This is a genomic window from Marinobacterium iners (genome assembly GCF_017310015.1).
Classification (GTDB): domain Bacteria; phylum Pseudomonadota; class Gammaproteobacteria; order Pseudomonadales; family Balneatricaceae; genus Marinobacterium; species Marinobacterium iners.
This window is the reverse complement of the sequence record NZ_CP022297.1, coordinates 2131318-2147350: the sequence shown is the minus strand read 5'-3', so window position 1 is coordinate 2147350 and position 16033 is coordinate 2131318. Positions and strand designations below refer to the sequence as shown.

At 55.0% G+C, this 16033-nt stretch carries 13 protein-coding genes and 4 tRNA genes; 14 read left to right on the top strand and 3 right to left on the bottom strand.

What is annotated here, in order from left to right:
• Positions 1-166: 166 nt before the first annotated feature.
• From CFI10_RS10310 to cysS, 3 genes are all read left to right on the top strand, one after another.
• Complete coding sequence (locus CFI10_RS10310) at positions 167-1846, top strand: glutamine--tRNA ligase/YqeY domain fusion protein (protein ID WP_206834349.1); 1680 nt, start codon at positions 167-169, stop codon at positions 1844-1846.
• Between the two features lie 7 nt (positions 1847-1853).
• Positions 1854-2747 carry a hypothetical protein gene (locus CFI10_RS10305; RefSeq protein WP_206834347.1) on the top strand — a complete coding sequence of 298 codons (894 nt, stop codon included), beginning with the start codon at positions 1854-1856 and terminating at the stop codon, positions 2745-2747.
• Positions 2748-2816: 69 nt separating this feature from the next.
• Positions 2817-4208: a cysteine--tRNA ligase gene (cysS, locus tag CFI10_RS10300; RefSeq protein ID WP_206834345.1), complete on the top strand. Its 1392-nt coding sequence runs from the start codon at positions 2817-2819 to the stop codon at positions 4206-4208.
• Between the two features lie 50 nt (positions 4209-4258).
• Here the strand turns inward: cysS and CFI10_RS10295 are convergent, their stop codons facing one another.
• Both CFI10_RS10295 and folD read right to left on the bottom strand, forming a co-directional pair.
• The gene (locus CFI10_RS10295; RefSeq protein WP_206834343.1) at positions 4259-6106 is read right to left on the bottom strand and encodes a CHASE domain-containing protein; all 1848 of its coding nucleotides are present in this window, start codon (positions 6104-6106) and stop codon (positions 4259-4261) included.
• Between the two features lie 104 nt (positions 6107-6210).
• On the bottom strand, positions 6211-7065 hold the full coding sequence (gene folD, locus CFI10_RS10290) for a bifunctional methylenetetrahydrofolate dehydrogenase/methenyltetrahydrofolate cyclohydrolase FolD (RefSeq protein ID WP_091823026.1): 855 nt from the start codon (positions 7063-7065) through the stop codon (positions 6211-6213).
• 232 nt (positions 7066-7297) lie between these two features.
• Between folD and CFI10_RS10285 the strand changes: the two genes are divergently transcribed.
• The 4 genes from CFI10_RS10285 (at position 7298) to CFI10_RS10270 (ending at position 7713) form a co-directional block, all read left to right on the top strand.
• Positions 7298-7374, top strand: a tRNA-Arg gene (locus CFI10_RS10285).
• A gap of 46 nt (positions 7375-7420) precedes the next feature.
• Positions 7421-7496, top strand: a tRNA-His gene (locus CFI10_RS10280).
• A gap of 36 nt (positions 7497-7532) precedes the next feature.
• Positions 7533-7617 (top strand) — tRNA-Leu (locus CFI10_RS10275).
• Positions 7618-7637: 20 nt separating this feature from the next.
• A tRNA-His gene (locus tag CFI10_RS10270) sits at positions 7638-7713 on the top strand.
• An 83-nt stretch (positions 7714-7796) separates the two neighbouring features.
• Here CFI10_RS10270 and CFI10_RS10265 read toward each other — a convergent pair.
• Positions 7797-7985 carry a hypothetical protein gene (locus CFI10_RS10265; protein ID WP_091822967.1) on the bottom strand — a complete coding sequence of 63 codons (189 nt, stop codon included), beginning with the start codon at positions 7983-7985 and terminating at the stop codon, positions 7797-7799.
• On the opposite strand from CFI10_RS10265, the gene tig reads away from it, so the two are divergent.
• The 7 genes from tig (at position 7984) to CFI10_RS10230 (ending at position 16002) form a co-directional block, all read left to right on the top strand.
• Positions 7984-9312, top strand: a complete 1329-nt coding sequence (gene tig / locus CFI10_RS10260; RefSeq protein WP_091822964.1) for a trigger factor — start codon at positions 7984-7986, stop codon at positions 9310-9312. The two genes, CFI10_RS10265 and tig, sit on opposite strands and share 2 nt — an antisense overlap.
• 97 nt (positions 9313-9409) lie before the next feature.
• A complete protein-coding gene (clpP, locus tag CFI10_RS10255) occupies positions 9410-10045 on the top strand; it encodes an ATP-dependent Clp endopeptidase proteolytic subunit ClpP (protein ID WP_091822961.1) in 636 nt (211 codons plus the stop codon).
• Positions 10046-10125: 80 nt separating this feature from the next.
• Complete coding sequence (clpX, locus tag CFI10_RS10250; protein ID WP_206834341.1) at positions 10126-11400, top strand: ATP-dependent protease ATP-binding subunit ClpX; 1275 nt, start codon at positions 10126-10128, stop codon at positions 11398-11400.
• A gap of 173 nt (positions 11401-11573) precedes the next feature.
• Positions 11574-12584, top strand: a complete 1011-nt coding sequence (locus CFI10_RS10245; protein ID WP_425270448.1) for a DctP family TRAP transporter solute-binding subunit — start codon at positions 11574-11576, stop codon at positions 12582-12584.
• A 63-nt stretch (positions 12585-12647) separates the two neighbouring features.
• A complete protein-coding gene (locus CFI10_RS10240; RefSeq protein ID WP_206834339.1) occupies positions 12648-13142 on the top strand; it encodes a TRAP transporter small permease in 495 nt (164 codons plus the stop codon).
• Positions 13132-14436 carry a TRAP transporter large permease gene (locus CFI10_RS10235; protein ID WP_091822950.1) on the top strand — a complete coding sequence of 435 codons (1305 nt, stop codon included), beginning with the start codon at positions 13132-13134 and terminating at the stop codon, positions 14434-14436. The genes CFI10_RS10240 and CFI10_RS10235 overlap by 11 nt, the downstream gene beginning before the upstream one ends.
• A 135-nt stretch (positions 14437-14571) precedes the next feature.
• Complete coding sequence (locus CFI10_RS10230) at positions 14572-16002, top strand: two-component system sensor histidine kinase NtrB (RefSeq protein ID WP_206834338.1); 1431 nt, start codon at positions 14572-14574, stop codon at positions 16000-16002.
• Positions 16003-16033 lie beyond the last annotated feature (31 nt).

The window sequence follows — 16033 nt, the reverse complement described above, 5'->3', positions numbered from 1 at the left end:
ATGTGTAGAGCTATTATACTCAAGTCTTACATCGCTGCATCCACATGATGTCGCTGGCTGCGATTTGAGCCGGTGTCCGCGTGCGTGCAGGGCTGATCTGCGGTTATAATGATCGGCTTCAGTTCCGGCAATCGGCCGGCCTTTTCAGCTTCGACAAGACATGGATATGACCAGAAACGACAGTCCCAAGCCGAATAACTTTATCCACCAAATTATTGAAGATGATCTCAGCAAAGGCCTGAACGATGGGCAAGTGGTGACTCGATTCCCGCCTGAGCCCAATGGCTATCTTCACATTGGTCATGCCAAGTCGATCTGCCTGAACTTTGGCACGGCACTGCGCTTCAATGGTCAGTGCCAGCTGCGTTTCGACGACACCAATCCCGAGAAGGAAAGTCAGGAGTACATCGATTCCATTATCGAAGATGTGCGCTGGCTCGGGTTTGAATGGAGCGGTGAGGTGCGTTACACCTCTGACTATTTCGAGCAGCTGTATGCTTGGGCGATCCATTTGATCAATGAAGGCAAGGCCTATGTGGACAGCCTTAGCGCCCATGAAATGCGTGAGTTCCGTGGCACCTTGACTGAGCCTGGCAAAAACAGTCCCTACCGTGAGCGCAGCATAGAAGAGAACCTGGCCCTGTTCGAAAAGATGCGCAACGGTGATTTCTCGGAGGGTGAGTGTGCCCTGCGTGCCAAAATCGATATGGCTGCACCCAATATGAACATGCGCGACCCGGTGATCTACCGCGTTCGCCACGCTCATCATCATCAGTCCGGTGACAAGTGGTGTATCTACCCCTCCTATGACTTCGCTCACGGTCAGTCCGATGCGATTGAAGGCGTTACGCATTCCATCTGCACACTGGAATTTGAAGATCATCGCCCACTGTATGACTGGTTCATTGAGAATCTGCCGGTCCCGGTCAAGCCGCGTCAGTATGAATTTGCCCGTCTCAACCTGAACTACACCATCACCAGCAAGCGCAAGCTTAAGCTGCTGGTTGACGAAGGGCACGTTAATGGCTGGAACGACCCGCGTATGCCGACCATCTCCGGTATGCGTCGCCGTGGCTTTACACCAGCTTCAATCCGCAATTTCTGCGACATGATCGGTGTAACGCGTTCCAACGGCACGGTTGATATGGGAATGCTGGAAGCGGCTATCCGTGACGATCTGGATGCCAATGCACCCCGGGCCATGTGCGTTATCGATCCGATAAAGGTTACCATCAGCAATCTTGCCGAGGGTGAGCAGGAGTGGTTTGAATTGCCGGCGCATCCCAAGGATGAGTCCATGGGGCTGCGCAAGGTGCCGTTTACCCGCAATCTGCTGATTGAGCGTGAAGACTTTGCTGAGGAAAAACCGAAAAAGTGGAAGCGTCTTGCGCCGGGTGATGCCGTGCGCCTGCGTGGGGCCTATGTGATTACCTGTAACGAGGTGATCAAGAACGAGCAGGGTGAAGTGGTAGAGCTGATCTGCAGCTATGATGCGGCTACCAAGGGTGAAAACCCTACTGGTTACAAGCCTAATGGCGTGATTCACTGGGTGTCGGCTGATAACTCTGTAGCGTGTGAGGTGCGTCTGTATGACCGCCTGTTCACCGAGGCCAACCCCGATGCGGACAAGAATCGTGACTTCCATGAGTTCCTCAATCCCGAGTCGCTCAAGGTTATGGTCAATGCTCGTGCTGAGATCGGACTCAAACATGCAGTGGCTGAAAGTCGCTACCAGTTCGAACGTAATGGCTATTTCTGCGTTGATCCTGACTCCAGTGAACAGCATCTGATCTTCAACCGCACGGTCACCTTGCGAGACTCCTGGGCCAAAATTCAGGCGAAGTGATGTGATTATGCAGGCAAGGATGCGTGTCGGCTCGTTGGCAGCACTGCTCAGTGTAGTGTTGCTGACCAGCTGTGCCAGTCACCCTGTTGCGGGGCCGATCGATTCACTGACGGTAGAGCGGCGAGCCGTGTTGCCGTTGGAGGTGATAGAGTCATCGGGTCTTTCTCAACATCAGGGTCAGCTATGGACCCATAATGACAGCGGTGATAAGCCTCAACTGTACCGCCTTGACCTGATGTCTGGTGAAGTGCTTTCAACCCTGCGTGTACGGGATGCGCTGAACTTTGACTGGGAAGAGATGGCGTATGATGCCGATTGGCTACATGTGCTGGATTGCGGTAACAATCTGGGGCGGCGGGAGTGGATGCAGATCTACTCGATACGTTGGCAGTCACTGCTGCAGGCCTCGGCTGGTAACGAAGTTCTCTCGCGGCTGCTGGAATTCCGCTTTGCCGATGCCGGCAAGTCAGCGGGTGCCTATGCTCATAACAACGACTGTGAAGCCGCCGCCGTGGTCAACGGCAAGGTATGGGTGTTCAGCAAGAACTGGCAGGATCAGCATACCCGAGTATATCAGGTCGATCCGGCAGGGGCGTCACGCCAGGTCGTTGAACCCGTGGGGCGTTACCCGGTCGGTGGTTTGATTACGGCTGCGGACTACGATCCCCGGCGGCAGCGCCTGGTGTTGCTGGGCTATACCAAGGGGCGAATCAGTTCGCGAGCCTTTGTCTGGACGGTGCCTGTCAAAGATAACCTTCCGGACTGGGAGGGGGCTCAATATCACAGTCTTACACCTGCAGGGCAATGGGAGGCTGTTGTCTGGACCCAAGATGGCCTTCTCCTGACCCGTGAGAGCAGCCTGCTGGGTCAGGCCTGGTTGGGTACCGTATCATTGCCATGATCACAGGCCGCTTTCACGCTATAATCCCGTTTTTGCGCTTTCAACTCATTTCAGGTCTGGCGGATAGTAATGCTTCAAATCTATAACACTCTGACCAACAGCAAGACAGCCTTTACTCCTATTGAGCCCGGCAAGATCCGCATGTATGTGTGCGGTGTGACCGTGTACGACTACTGTCATATCGGTCATGCTCGGGTAATGGTTGCCTTCGACCTGATTACGCGTTATCTGCGTGCCCGTGGCTGGGACGTGACCTATGTGCGCAATATCACCGACGTGGATGACAAAATCATCCGCCGTGCAGCTGAGAACAGTGAGTCTGTTGATGCGTTGACCGAACGCATGATTGTGGCGATGCATGAGGACGAGGCGCGGCTGTTTGTGTTGCGTCCCGATCAGGAGCCCCGTGCCACGGCGCATATCGGCGATATTATCGATATGGTGTCGACCCTGATCGAGAAGGGCTATGCCTATGCGGCAGCTAATGGCGATGTCTACTATCGGGTCGAACGGTTTGAAACCTACGGCCGTCTGACCAATAAAGTATTGGAAGACCTGCGCTCGGGTGCCCGTGTGGAGGTGGAAGAAGCCAAGGAAAGCCCACTTGATTTCGTTCTGTGGAAGGCAGCCAAGCCTGGTGAAGTTAGCTGGTCTTCCCCCTGGGGTCAGGGCCGCCCCGGCTGGCACATTGAGTGTTCGGCCATGTCCAAATGCTGCTTGGGCAAGACCTTTGATATTCACGGTGGCGGCCCAGATCTGCCGTTTCCGCATCACGAAAATGAAATCGCTCAGTCTGAGGCGGCCAATGGCTGCACCTACGTCAATTACTGGATGCACGCAGGGCCTGTTCGCATGGGACAGGAGAAGATGTCCAAGTCGCTGGGCAACTTCTTCACCATTCGTGAGGTGCTCAAGCACTACAATCCTGAAGTGGTTCGCTACTTCCTCTCAAGTGTGCACTACCGCAGCTATATCGATTACTCGGAAGATGGGTTGCGGGAGGCGCACAGTGCGCTTGAACGTTTCTATCAGGCACTGAAGGCGGTGCCTGAGCTGGCGCAGGAGACGACGCTGCAGAATGATTATGAGCAGCGCTTTGTTGAAGCCATGGATGATGATTTCAATACCCCGCGCGCATTGGCGGTGCTGTTTGAAATTGCCAGCGAACTGAACAAGGCTGCGCGTGATAATGATCCTGTAGCGCCCCAGCTGGCTGCTCAGTTGAAGCAATTGGCCGGTATGATCGGTCTGTTGCAACAGGAGCCGGATCAGTTTCTGCAGGGGGAGGCCGGTGAGGGTGATCTGTCGGCGGAAGAGATTGAAGCCTTTATCGAGCAGCGAGCTCAAGCGCGCAAGGACAAGGATTTTGCCGAAAGCGATCGTATCCGGGATCTGCTGGCTGAGAAGGGTGTTGTCCTGAAAGACAGTCGTGACGGCACAAGCTGGTATCGCGAAGGCTGATTGTTGGCAGGTAGTTGAGGTTCCTGGGGGGGGTGCCTGCCATCCCTTCCTTACTGGCTTAGGCCGTGTGTCTGAGCCAGTTGTTCCTTTAGTGCCTGCAGCTGGGTGTAATCAAGGCCACGTCTTTGTTCAGTTACATCTCGCATCAAGCAAACATAATGCTGGGTTTGCTGTTGTTCGTCCTTTACAGCGGTAATGTTGGTCTCCTGGATATAGAGTCGTCCTTCGCGGGTGCGATTGACAATATCACCGCTCCATTCGCCAGTATTGATCAAGGCCATCCACATGCGATGGAAAAACGAGCTGTCGTGGTGGCCGGAATTGAGTACTGAAACGTTGCGACCTGTCATGGCGGCCGGAGCGTACCCCGTCAGCTTCTGGAAGGCCGCATTTACCAGCTCGATTCTGCCGCGCCCGTCCGTGACCATGATGGCGTCATGACTGTGACGAAATACCGCTTGGGCAATTCGTGACTCCTGACGCTGCGCCTTATCCGAAGTTATGTCACGAAACATCACCTGAATGGCCTGTTTGCCGCGATACTGGATCATTGTACTCGAGACCTCGGCTTCAAAAGTGGAGCCGTCCAGCCGCATCAGTTTTTGTTCAGCGGGTTTCAGGGCTTCGCCACGTTCCAGTGCGGCACCACGATCACGAACAAAACTCAGGCTGTCGGGGTGTACCAAGGTATCGATACTGAGTTGTACTAATTTATCCGGTGAGTTGCAGCCGAACAGAGCAGCGGCATGCTCGTTGGCCAGCTCAACAACTCCGTTGATATGTACCACGATTGCTTCGGGCGATTGTGTGAATAGTGTTCTGTAGCGCTTATACATCTCGTCTGCGCGGGCGGCCATGTGGTTGCTCAGGCGCAGAGCCTGATGTCGTGCCTGAATAAAAAACAGCAGCAATGAGGCGACTAAAAGGGTCAATGACAAGCCTGATATCAGCGTTGGGTCGTGGTACTGGCTGGATGCCTCTCGGTGCAGGTCGGGGTCGAGGGGGCTGATCTGAAGGTGGATCTCTTGTCCCGCCAGTGTCAGGCTTGCGGCGTGTTGCAAACTTGGTTCGGGCTGACCCAGTTCAGGGTGGGAGTCATAGCTGATTGACTGACTGCCTTGTCGAGGATCTATCAGCTGAATGCGCAGTGGGTTGGTCAGGTCGTTCAGGCTTTCCTGCACTAGCTGACTCATGCTGAAACCGAGTGTTACCCAGCCCAGAAAAGCTGCATTGGTCTGCACGGGCAGTAGTAGAAGGTAATCCAGAGAGTTGATATCGGTTGGCAGCAATGACAGGGGCTGGGTGGCGCTCATTGTACCGCTGGTCATAGCCTGTAAAGCGGCTTTGCGCCGTGAATCACCATTATAGATATCATATCCAAGCATGCGGCTTTCCACGGCAGCCGGCGTCAAGTGCATGACCAGAAAGCTGGGCTGGTTGGGGGCTGGCGGTGGAAAAATTGTCAATTTACGCGGGCTGTCTTGATTAAAACGATCAACAAAAGCCTGGCGCTCATCCGGTGCAATGTAGCGGGTGTAGGAGAGTCCAATGATTCCGAAATCGGAGTAGCGCATCTCGTAGGAGTCAAACATCTGGTGCCAGCGTCGATTCAACTGCAGGGTGGGGGTATCAGGATGGTTCAGCACCAGTCCGCGGCCCGCTTTCATCAACAGCGTAAAACGATCAACCTTCTCCTGTAGCACGCGGGTGGTTTGCTGCACGGTTGCCTTGAAACGGTCTTCCAGCTCCAGTCGCTGTCGGTTTGCCTCGTGTTTGGCCAGGCTAACGCTCAGCACTGTGCCGACGATGAAAATCGCAACCGGGAGGCCGAGCTGGCGCAGCCGGTACTGAAAGGGAGTACTGTTTTGCTTGGGGAGGGTGTCCTTGTCCATTTGCATCCTGCAATATTCCTGCAACGCCTGTCGATAAAACTAGCAGATTTTTGCTGTTAAAACAGGTGTTTTTGGGTGTCGATATTATCCGTGATCGACACCCATCTCCACTAGCCTTCGAGCATGGCAGATGCTTCGAGCGTATTTTCCATAAGACTGGCAACGGTCATTGGTCCTACACCACCTGGCACAGGAGTGATCCAGCCTGCACGTTCGGCAGCGGGTGCGAATTCAACGTCTCCAACCAGGCGGCCGTCATCCAGCCGGTTAATGCCGACATCGATCACAACCGCGCCGGGCTTGATCCATTCGCCCTTCACGAGTCCGGGGATGCCAACGCCAACCACAACAATATCGGCGCGGCGGACATGGGCTTCAAGGTCGCGGGTAAAGCGGTGCGTGGTTGTAGTGGTACAGCCTGCAAGCAGCAACTCAAGCGTCATTGGACGGCCAACAATATTGGAGGCGCCGACGATGACGGCTTCCTGGCCATGCAAGTCGATGCCGGTGGACTCCAGTAGTGTCATAACGCCTTTGGGAGTACAGGGGCGAAGAACCGGTATGCGCTGGGCCAGGCGGCCAAGGTTGAAGGCATGGAAGCCGTCCACGTCCTTGTCCGGGCGAATCTGCTCCAAAACTTCGGTGGCATCAAGATGACGCGGCAGAGGCAACTGGACCAGAATGCCATCCACATTTTTGTCATCGTTGAGTGTGCTAATAAGCTCCAGCAGCTCTTCACGACCGGTTTCAGCCGGCAGATCATAGGCGCGTGAGGTAATGCCGACCTCTTCGCAGGCATTTTTCTTATTGCGAACGTAAACCTGGGAAGCGGGGTCGCTGCCGACCAGAATCACGGCGAGGCAGGGTGCGCGTTTACCCTGTTCCAGGCGGGCCTGAATACCTGCGCGTACTTTCTGTCTGACCTCGGCAGCGATTTGCTTGCCATCAATAATGCGGGCGCTCATGGCTGGAGAATGTTCCTTTAAGCTGCATATATAAGTGGGAAATGAACAATACTGCTGATTTTCTCATCTTTGGGCCTGCAGGGCCAATGCACTTTTCTTTTGGTGGTACTGATACAGAGTGTTGTTTCTGCTGAAAAATATTGAATCCGGGTGTTGACCTTGCCGAGGCACTGCCTTAGGATACGCACCTCCTCGAGACGGGGTAGATACTCAAGACGAGGCGGCGTATTATGCGCTCGTAGCTCAATCGGATAGAGCAACGGCCTTCTAAGCCGTAGGTTGCAGGTTCGAGCCCTGCCGGGCGCGCCAGCATGCTGGTTAAGGTCGTCTAAAAGGTTGAGTATACAAGGTTATGGTGGGCGTAGCTCAGTTGGTAGAGCCCCGGATTGTGATTCCGGTGGTCGTGGGTTCGAGCCCCATCGTCCACCCCATTACCTTGGAAGCTTCAGCCGCTGGCTGAAAAGTTGGCGGACGTGGTGGAATTGGTAGACACGCTGGATTTAGGTTCCAGTGCCGCAAGGTGTGAGAGTTCGAGTCTCTCCGTCCGCACCACACAGGCAACACACTATATGGTGGGCGTAGCTCAGTTGGTAGAGCCCCGGATTGTGATTCCGGTGGTCGTGGGTTCGAGCCCCATCGTCCACCCCAGTGTGCCCTGATATTCTGTTATGCCTCCCCTCTATCTTTATGATTCTCAAGGCTTTGCCTTCATTAATACATTCTTTTTCATTTTACTGCTGTTGGGCTTTTGCTTGACTAATGGCGGCAGTTGGAAGAAAATTTCGCGCTTTAGAATTTTGGCTCTGCTGGTCGGTCGTCATCAGCCGCATATTGATCCCTGAATCAACGGGATGAATATTACGGAGGGCGAGCCTGCAGGTCGCAACATCATGCTGCAAACTATTTGTGAGGATCTCCATGCAAGTTTCTGTTGAAACGACTTCCGGCCTCGAGCGTCAGATGACCGTAACTGTCCCGGCTGCACGCATTGACCAGGACGTAGACAAGCTGGTTGCTCAGCAGGCGCGCACTCGCCGTCTGGATGGTTTCCGTCCGGGCAAGGTTCCGCCCAAGGTGATCAAGCGCATGTTCGGCAGCGCGATCCGTCAGGACGTATTGGGTCAGGTCGTTCAGGAAAGCTTCTATACCGCTGTTGAGCAGGAAAAACTGCAGCCGGCGGGTGGTCCCAACATCGAGTTCAAGAACGACAAAGAAGGTGAAGACCTTCAGTACGTGGCTACCTTTGAAGTGTACCCGGAGATTGAACTGAAAGATCTGTCCGGCGTTGAGCTGGAACAGCAGACTGCCGAAATCACTGATGCCGACATGGATCAGATGATCGATACCCTGCGCAAGCAGCAGGCAAACTGGACCGAAGTGGATCGCGCTGCGGCTGAAGGCGACCAGGTCAAGATCGACTTTGAAGGCTTCATCGATGGCGAAGCATTCGAAGGCGGCAAGGCAGAGGGTCACAGCCTTGTGCTGGGTTCCGGCTCCATGATTCCTGGCTTTGAAGCCGGTCTGGAAGGCAAGAAGGCGGGTGAAGAGTTCGATCTGGAAATCACCTTCCCGGAAGACTACCACGCTGAAAACCTGAAAGGTAAAGCGGCTGTTTTCAAGACCAAGGTACAGAGCGTTTCCGCTCAGGAACTGCCTGAACTGAACGAAGAGTTCTTCTCTCGCTTTGGCATCGAAGAGAAAGAACTGGATGGCTTCAAGGTTGAAGTGCGCAAGAACATGGAGCGTGAACTCAAGCACGCTCTGAAAATGAAGCTGAAAGATCAGGTCTTCACTGAGCTGCTCAAGGCCAATGAGATTGAGGTGCCTGCAGCCCTGATCGACAGCGAAATTGACAACCTGCGTCGTCAGGCAATTCAGCAGTTCGGTGGTCAGGATGCCAACATCGACCCGAACATGTTGCCGAAAGAAATGTTCGAAGCTCAGGCTCAGCGCCGTGTAAGCGTAGGCCTGTTGGTTCAGGAAGTGGTCAAGGCCAACGACATGAAAGCGGATGAGCAGCGTGTGCGCGAAACCGTTGAAGAGATGGCTGAAACCTACCAGGAACCGCAGCAGGTTATCGACTGGTACTACAGCAACGACCAGATCCTGAACCAGATCAAGAGCCTGGTACTGGAAGATCAGGTAGTTGATCATCTGCTGGCTTCTGCTACAGTCACTGAAAAAGCGGTTGCATACGAGGAGGCTATCAAGCCTGCTCAGCAGCAAGCTGAAGAGACCGAAGCCTGATCCGGAACAGCCGGTCAGGGCGTAAGCCGTAAAGGAAACGACAGTTGGCCTGGCTGACTGTCGTTTTTTCGCTTATCAGGGTAAGGAGAATTCTTGCATGGCAGATATCTATTCCGGGCGTTCCACCGAAATCACCAATTCCGGACTTGTTCCGATGGTGGTGGAGCAGAGCTCACGAGGCGAGCGCGCCTACGATATCTACTCCCGTCTGCTCAAAGAACGGGTCATTTTTCTGGTGGGTCAGGTCGAAGACCATATGGCCAACCTGATTGTCGCCCAGTTGCTGTTCCTTGAAGCCGAAAATCCGGACAAGGACATCCACCTGTATATCAACTCACCGGGTGGCTCGGTTACGGCGGGCATGGCAATCTACGATACCATGCAGTTCATCAAGCCCAACGTCAGCACCATGTGTATTGGCCAGGCGGCCAGCATGGGCGCTTTCCTGCTGGCGGCAGGTGAGCCGGGCAAGCGCTTTGCGCTGCCGAATGCGCGTGTAATGATTCATCAGCCGCTGGGTGGCTATCAGGGCCAGGCGACCGATATTGAGATCCATACCCGTGAAATTCTGTCAATTCGCGAAAAATTGAATCGCCTGCTGGCTCACCATACAGGGCAGGATTTCGAGACGATTGCGCGTGACACGGATCGTGACAATTTCATGGATCCGAAAACGGCTGCTGAATACGGGCTGATCGACTCCGTACTTGAGCGCCGTATCGAAAGCGAATAACCCTTTGTAGTCGCGGCCGGGTTGAAATTCGGCCGCCTCGGGCGCATAACAAGTGTAAATGGTTTTTTTGAGGTAAGAAGATGGCAGACGAGACGACCGGCAAGGGGGGAGAGGGCAGTAAGCTGTTCTGTTCCTTCTGCGGCAAAAGCCAGGATGAAGTGCGCAAATTGATCGCAGGTCCCTCTGTCTTTATCTGTGACGAGTGTGTTGATCTCTGCAACGATATCATCCGCGAAGAGATTCAGGATTCGGAAGAGCAGGAGCCCAGTGATACCCTGCCGACTCCGGCCGAGATCAAGGCAACCCTGGACGATTACGTAATCGGGCAGGAGCGCGCCAAGAAAGTGCTGGCGGTTGCGGTATACAACCACTACAAGCGTCTGCGGTTCCAGAAAAAGGGTGAAGTGGAGCTTGGCAAGAGCAACATTCTGCTGATCGGTCCCACCGGCAGCGGCAAGACCCTGCTGGCTGAAACCATGGCGCGCCTGCTTAATGTACCCTTTACCATTGCGGATGCCACCACGCTGACTGAAGCGGGCTATGTGGGTGAAGATGTCGAGAACATCATCCAGAAGCTGCTGCAGAAGTGTGACTATGATGTCGAAAAGGCCCAGTTGGGTATTGTGTACATCGATGAGATCGACAAAATCTCACGCAAATCTGATAACCCCTCCATCACGCGTGATGTGTCCGGTGAAGGGGTACAGCAGGCGCTGCTGAAACTGATTGAGGGTACGGTCGCTTCCGTTCCTCCTCAGGGTGGACGCAAGCATCCTCAGCAGGAGTTCCTGCAGGTGGACACGTCCAATATCCTGTTCATCTGTGGTGGTGCTTTCGCCGGTCTGGAAAAAATTATCCGTGACCGCAGTGAGCGCAGCTCCATCGGCTTCAGTGCCGTGGTGAAGAGCAAGGACGACAGCCGTCTGAGCGAAGCACTGCACGATGTCGAAGCGGAAGATTTGGTCAAGTTTGGTCTGATTCCCGAGTTTGTGGGGCGTCTGCCGATGATTGCCACGTTGTCCGAGCTGGATGAAGAGGCACTGATTCAGATTCTCACCGAGCCCAAGAACAGTCTGGTCAAGCAGTACCAGGCCCTGTTCGAGATGGAAGGGGTCGATGTGGACTTCCGTGAAGACGCATTGAAAGCGGTCGCCGAAAAGGCGCTGGAGCGTCGGACCGGGGCCCGTGGTCTGCGTTCCATTCTGGAGGCGACTCTGCTGGATATCATGTATCAGCTGCCGTCGATGGATAATGTTGCCAAGGTAGTGATCGACGAAGGTGTGATCACCGGCACCTCCGAACCGATCCTGATCTACGAAAATCAGGAACCAGCCAAAGCCTCGGCTGACAGCTGATCCTGTGTTTCGTTATCGCTAAATCCCCGCCCTGTGCGGGGATTTTCGTTTGTGGGCAGGGTAGTGGGTGTAATTGTTTTGCGTCGCTGTCGACAAGCCTCTTATAATTGGTTGGAGCAAGCGGTCAGGATAATGCCGCTGCCATACAACAACAGATAAAAAAGGAAGACATGATGCTGAAACGTCGCACATTCATGGCCGCTGCAGCCGCTACACTGCTGTTCAGCTCTGTTGCCAGTGCCGAATACAAGGCTGAGTATACCGTCTCTACCGTTCTGCCTTCCGCCTTTCCCTGGGGACAGGCTGCCGACAAATGGGTCGAGCTGGTAAAAGAACGGTCTGAAGGCCGCATCAATATGAAAATCTACAGCAACTCCCAGCTGGTCTCAGGTGACCAGACCAAGGAGTTCTCAGCCATGCGGTCCGGCCTGATTGATATGGCGGTTGGTTCGACCATCAACTGGTCACCGCAGGTGCCTGAACTGAACCTGTTCTCGCTGCCGTTCCTGATGCCGGACTACGCTGCCATCGACGCAATCACTCAGGGTGAAGCGGGCAAAGCGGTGTTTGCAGCGATCGAAAAGCGCGGTGTTACTCCGCTGGCATGGGGTGAAAACGGCTTCCGTGAACTGTCCAACTCCAAGCATGAAGTCAAGCAGCCGTCTGACCTGGAAGGGCTGAAGGTCCGTGTTGTGGGGTCGCCGCTGTTCCAGGATACCTTCACGGCGCTGGGTGCCAACCCGACTCAGATGAGCTGGGCCGATGCCAAACCTGCACTGACCACCGGTGCGGTTGACGGTCAGGAAAACCCGCTGTCTGTATTTGATGTGGCGCGTATTGATCAGGTGGGCCAGACCTACCTGACTCAGTGGCATTACATGGCTGACCCGCTGGTATTTGCCGTCAGCAACCGTGTGTGGAGCCAGTTCAGCCCGGAAGATCAGGCCCTGCTGAAGCAGGCTGCCATTGATGCCGGCAAATGGGAGATCGAAAAATCCCGTGCTGAACTGGATGAGACGCTGGCTAAAATCAAGGAGCGTGGCGTTCAGGTGACCGACCTGACCCCTGAACAGCACGCAGCCTTTGTCGAAGCCACTCAGTCCGTATACGAAAAGTGGACGCCGCGTATCGGCGAAGAGTTGGTCAAGCAGGCGCAGGAAGCCATTGCCAACCGTCCGCAGTAATAGGGCACCTGCATGAAGACGCCCGCCACCCCGGCGGGCGTTGTTGTCTGAAGTGGAGTGATAATGTCTACCCGACCCCCCAAGTTCAGGCCGGAGGCCTGGCTGGCGTCCCTGTCATTGATCGCGATCTGTCTGATCAGTCTGGGCAATGTAATCGTGCGTTATGCGACCGATGCCTCTTTTGCCTTCACCGAAGAGTTTTCGGTCTTTTTGCTGGTACTGCTGACCTTTTCCGGTGCAGCGGTGGCGGCACGCCATAATCAGCACATTCGCATTGAACTGGTTGAACATCACCTGCCCAAACCGGCGCTCAAGGTTGTGTATGTGCTGCAGTGGCTGGCGGGCGTGATCGTACTGGGCGTTACCTGCTGGTACGGTGCCAAGCTGGCGCTGGAAGAGTACCAATGGGAATCACTGTCCCCGGGGCTTGGGCTGCCCAACTGGATTTATGTGGCTTGGCTGCCGTTGCTGGCAGCAGCCATCGTTGTGCGCACGACGCAGAATCTCATCGATCGCCTGCGTGGCAATGAACCACAGGAGGTGATCCATGAGCCCTGATCTACTGCTGATCGGCAGTTTCCTGCTGGCGCTGCTTCTGGGTGTGCCAGTTGCCATTGCGTTGGGCTTGGGAGGCATCGTCGGTATTCTGGCCGGGCTGTCGCCAGACATGCTGGCGACTCTGGGAACCAATACCTACAACAGCGTGGCCAAATATCCCCTGATTGCCATTCCACTGTTTATCCTCACGGGCCTTATTTTTGAGCGGGCAGGGGTCGCAGCCAGCCTGGTTCGTTTTGCCCAGTCGGTGATCGGGCCTCGCCATGGCGGGCTTGCCGTTGTCGCCGTACTGGTCTGTCTGATTATGGGCGGGATGAGTGGCTCAGGCCCCGCCGATGCCGCTGCCGTGGCGATGGTGATGCTGCCCAGCATGCGCAAGGCCGGTTATCCTCAGGCCTTTTCGGCGTCGCTGATAGCGGCATCTTCATCCACCGCGATTCTGATCCCGCCCTCCATCGCCTTGATTTTGTACTCCATCGTGGTGCCTGGCGTCGATCTGCGTGCACTGTTTGCTGCTGGTTTGTTTCCCGGCATTCTGGCTGGGCTCTCCCTTCTCGTGCCAGCACTGCTGTTGGCCCGCAAGTATGGCTGGGAAGACCCGGAAAAGTCCGAGCGCCCGCCATTCTGGCCCAGCCTCAAGGCGGCCTTGCCGGCACTGTTTGCACCGGTAATCATTCTCGGTGGTTTGCGTTCAGGCCTGTTCACACCGACCGAGGCGGCTGTGGTTGCGGTCACCTATGGTGTCATAGTCGGCTGTTTGGTTTACCGCAATCTGGGGATTCGCCAGTTGTTTGATCTGATGACGGAAGCGGCGGTGACCTCGGGTGTGGTGATGCTGATCATAGCGTTGGCGGGTATCTTTGCCTGGGCCGGCACCACGCTTGGCACATTCCAGCACTTGGCCAATGGTCTGCTGGCGCTGTCGGAAAGCGGCTGGGTCCTGCTGGGGTTGGTCATGCTGCTGGTGTTGATTGCGGGTATGCTGTTGGATGCGGTGTCGATCTACCTTATCCTGATCCCGATCGTACTGCCGCTGATGAACCATTTTGGCTGGAACCCGGTCTGGTTCGGCATCCTGTTGGCGATGAATATTGCCATTGGCCAGTTTACCCCTCCGGTCGCGGTGAACCTGATGGTCACCACTCGGATCGCCAATATTCGGCTGGAGCATACCATTGGCTGGACGTTGATCTTTATTGCAGCCATGGCCTGCAGTCTGTTGCTGGTGATGCTGGTGCCCGGTATCGCCCTGTGGCTGCCGGACAAGCTGGGTTACGTCGTCGGCCCCTGGTAGCCATCCGATCCGATCTGACCGTTCATGACATGGCCGGTCAGATCAGGTGTATCCCGAAGCCACTCTGATTCATTATAATGTGGGCCTTGAGTCACCTGTCTTTCCAGTTTTTTACATCCGGATACCCTTTGCATCATGTTTCGATACTGTATAGCTCTGTTGCTTTTGCTGCCTGCTACCTTCGCCCAGGCCGATATATTTGCGCCGTTCCGAGATGAGGATGGCAATACCAAATGGCAATATGTTGCCAACTTTTCCAGCGGTGTGCTGATCATCCTGCTGACGCTGGCGGCACTCGTACTGTTTATCGTCTGGCGGCGGGCGCGTGGTTACAACCACGAGCTGGAAGAGATCAAGGCCAACCTCGAAAAACGAGTGAAAGAGCGTACCGCACGGTTGGAGCAGGAAGTGTCAGAGCATGTAGTGACGACTGGGCGCCTTCAGGCGTCAGAGGCCTATATTCAGAATATTCTCAGCTCCATGCCGCTGGTGCTGGTCGGTCTTGACCGGGAAGGCACGATTACACAGTGGAACCCGCGTGCCGAGAAGCTTTCCGGTATCAAGGCGATCAACGCGATCGGGCGCAACCTCTGGGCTATCTATCCGGACATCACCTTGAAACCGAGCCACATTGAAGAGGCGCTGCAGAAGAACGAAACCCTGACGCTGCGCTACAGCCAGCCGGGCAGTTACTACATGGATATCACCGTCTATCCGCTTGAAAACTACAGCGAGCCGGGTGTGGTGATTATGGTGGATGATGTTACCCGCCGTGTGATTGCCGAAAACATGCTGATTCAGCACGATCGACTGGCGTCGATGGGCGAGCTTGCCACCACTATGGCCAGCGATATAAACAAGCCATTGCAGGCGATACTGTTTGATCTGCGCAGCTTCCACAGTCTGCTGGAATCCGCCAGCTTCCTGCAGGAAGGCGGCAAACAGAAAGAGGAGGTCGCACGCCTTCACCGCTTGCTGCAGAACGCAGCCGAAAACGGGCGAGAAGTCGAGTCAGTGATTCAGAATCTGCTCGAATTTGCGCGTGGGCGCACAACTGCACCAGCCAGTGCCAATGTTATCGACATCATTGAACACTCGGTTGATCTGGCGGGTGAAGTACTGGCGCTCCCCAATGCGATTCCGTTCAGTGATGTCAAAATCGAGCGTCACTTCGAAACCGATCTGCCGAAAGTCCCCTGTTACATAACAGAGCTTCAGCAGGCCTTGCTGAGCATTCTTCGTTACTCGTTGGCGGCCCTGAGTGATAAAGTTGCACAGAACAGGGAAGGATTTGTACCGAAGCTGAAACTCTATGCTTCACGCAGCTATGATTCGCTGTCGCTGCGCATTCAACACAATGGTGTGGGCCTCAGCAGTGAAGAGCAGATGTGCCTGTTCGAGCCCTATCCGCACCATGCCGAGAATGAAATGGCATCTGCATCCGGGCCTGAAAAGCGCTTGTCCTTTGCCTTCTATGTCATCACTCAGCAGCACCGGGGGCACATGGCTGTCACCTCTGATCCAGAAGTGGGCACCACGTTCCATATCCAGCTGGAGCTGAACTAATCTGACAATTAATCGGCCTGTCTAGTACCAA

Bases quoted from the DNA above. Each gene is read 5' to 3' on its own strand.
- cysS (WP_206834345.1), top strand. From the start codon at position 2,817: ATGCTTCAAATCTATAACACTCTGACCAACAGCAAGACAGCCTTTACT.
- CFI10_RS10295 (WP_206834343.1), bottom strand. From the start codon at position 6,106: ATGCAAATGGACAAGGACACCCTCCCCAAGCAAAACAGTACTCCCTTT.
- folD (WP_091823026.1), bottom strand. From the start codon at position 7,065: ATGAGCGCCCGCATTATTGATGGCAAGCAAATCGCTGCCGAGGTCAGA.
- CFI10_RS10245 (WP_425270448.1), top strand. From the start codon at position 11,574: ATGCTGAAACGTCGCACATTCATGGCCGCTGCAGCCGCTACACTGCTG.
- CFI10_RS10305 (WP_206834347.1), top strand. From the start codon at position 1,854: ATGCAGGCAAGGATGCGTGTCGGCTCGTTGGCAGCACTGCTCAGTGTA.
- CFI10_RS10230 (WP_206834338.1), top strand. From the start codon at position 14,572: ATGTTTCGATACTGTATAGCTCTGTTGCTTTTGCTGCCTGCTACCTTC.
- CFI10_RS10310 (WP_206834349.1), top strand. From the start codon at position 167: ATGACCAGAAACGACAGTCCCAAGCCGAATAACTTTATCCACCAAATT.
- clpP (WP_091822961.1), top strand. From the start codon at position 9,410: ATGGCAGATATCTATTCCGGGCGTTCCACCGAAATCACCAATTCCGGA.
- CFI10_RS10240 (WP_206834339.1), top strand. From the start codon at position 12,648: ATGTCTACCCGACCCCCCAAGTTCAGGCCGGAGGCCTGGCTGGCGTCC.
- CFI10_RS10265 (WP_091822967.1), bottom strand. From the start codon at position 7,985: ATGGAGATCCTCACAAATAGTTTGCAGCATGATGTTGCGACCTGCAGG.
- tig (WP_091822964.1), top strand. From the start codon at position 7,984: ATGCAAGTTTCTGTTGAAACGACTTCCGGCCTCGAGCGTCAGATGACC.
- clpX (WP_206834341.1), top strand. From the start codon at position 10,126: ATGGCAGACGAGACGACCGGCAAGGGGGGAGAGGGCAGTAAGCTGTTC.
- CFI10_RS10235 (WP_091822950.1), top strand. From the start codon at position 13,132: ATGAGCCCTGATCTACTGCTGATCGGCAGTTTCCTGCTGGCGCTGCTT.